Raw genomic sequence first — 1,079 nt, 5'->3', positions numbered from 1 at the left:
GGTGCCGAGCTGGACGATCAGGTTGTTCGAGAGATCTTCGGATTCGGCCTCACCCCGCTTTTCGCGCCACAGCCGGAATAGGGCGGCCTCGTCGTCGCCCATAATGATCCGGGCATCGGAGCCGCCGATGAAGGCGCGGCGATCCAGCGATGAATGGGAGTTGGCAAAGGCGCCTGACATTGCGAGTCTCCTACTGATTCTACTAATAGGATCAATCGATACTGAAAGTATCATTTATGTCGGCCTCAAAGTCAATACTAAAAGTATCAATTCGGCAAATTAAGGCTGCACGGGCACTGTTGGACTGGTCGCAGGAGCAGCTAGCTGCAGCTGCGGCCGTGTCTATTCCGACGATTAAGCGGTTAGAAGCTAATGATGGTCCGTTGGGAGGGCGCGGTCAGACTGCCGAAAAAATCTTGAGTTCACTCGCCGCGGCCGGCATCGAATTCATCGAAGAAAACGACGGTGGACCCGGAGTGCGCTTAGCCGGAACGCAAAAGCGTCAGACCCGCAAGAAGTAAATGCTTTTCAGCTCCGACGGACTCGTAATCGGCGCGTCTCCAAATCTCGCAGAACGAACCCAATTTTCTTTGGCAAATTCAGTCGGTTGACCTTGCGCATTTCGCACACGCTTGCTGGTCGCCCATTGTTGCCTGGTTTGTAGGTCGACACGAGCGCACAGCCCAGCAATCTCCTGCTAGGCGCCTAACGATACGTCGGCTGCTCCGCTTATCGCGGCCTTACGCTCGATGTTTCAGAGGGGTGCCTTTATAACGAACTGCCTCGTGGCCTTCCTGAGTTGCATTAATAGCTGGGCTGAAGGCCACTGCTTTGCGACCACGGTCCCGGTCCTAGCCAAAGGCAAGACCGACACCGGCCGGATCCGGGAATGTGCGCGACGACAAGCCTTTTGTCGGGCAAGCCCCGCCGGGGGGCGGTGTTCCATTACTCACGCGATCGTGCCGGCCGCAACGCAGGTCCGATCCTGGAAGCCGCTTGCTGGGTCCATGCCCGGCGGCCGTTCTTCGTGATGGCGGATCTGGCCGAGAATGCGCGTCGCAAGGCTCAGGGCAAGAAGC

The 1,079-nt window shown here is 57.6% G+C and carries 1 protein-coding gene and 2 pseudogenes; 2 read left to right on the top strand and 1 reads right to left on the bottom strand.

Going from position 1 to position 1,079, the window contains the following annotated elements; genetic code table 11:
• A pseudogene (locus JQ575_RS44280) lies at positions 1–180 on the bottom strand (endonuclease); the annotation flags it as partial.
• Between the two features lie 56 nt (positions 181–236).
• On the opposite strand from JQ575_RS44280, the gene JQ575_RS44275 reads away from it, so the two are divergent.
• Complete coding sequence (locus JQ575_RS44275; RefSeq protein WP_212039440.1) at positions 237–521, top strand: helix-turn-helix transcriptional regulator; 285 nt, start codon at positions 237–239, stop codon at positions 519–521.
• A 309-nt stretch (positions 522–830) separates the two neighbouring features.
• Positions 831–1,079: pseudogene (locus JQ575_RS44270) on the top strand (IS66 family transposase); the annotation flags it as partial.

The organism is Bradyrhizobium sp. JYMT SZCCT0428 (assembly GCF_018131075.1).
Classification (GTDB): Bacteria; Pseudomonadota; Alphaproteobacteria; order Rhizobiales; family Xanthobacteraceae; genus Bradyrhizobium.
Note: the sequence above shows the minus strand (reverse complement) of the source record. Positions and strands in the feature narration are given on the sequence as shown.

What these genes read in the sequence shown, in the direction of transcription:
- JQ575_RS44275 (WP_212039440.1), top strand. Translation starts at nt 237, where the DNA reads ATGTCGGCCTCAAAGTCAATACTAAAAGTATCAATTCGGCAAATTAAG.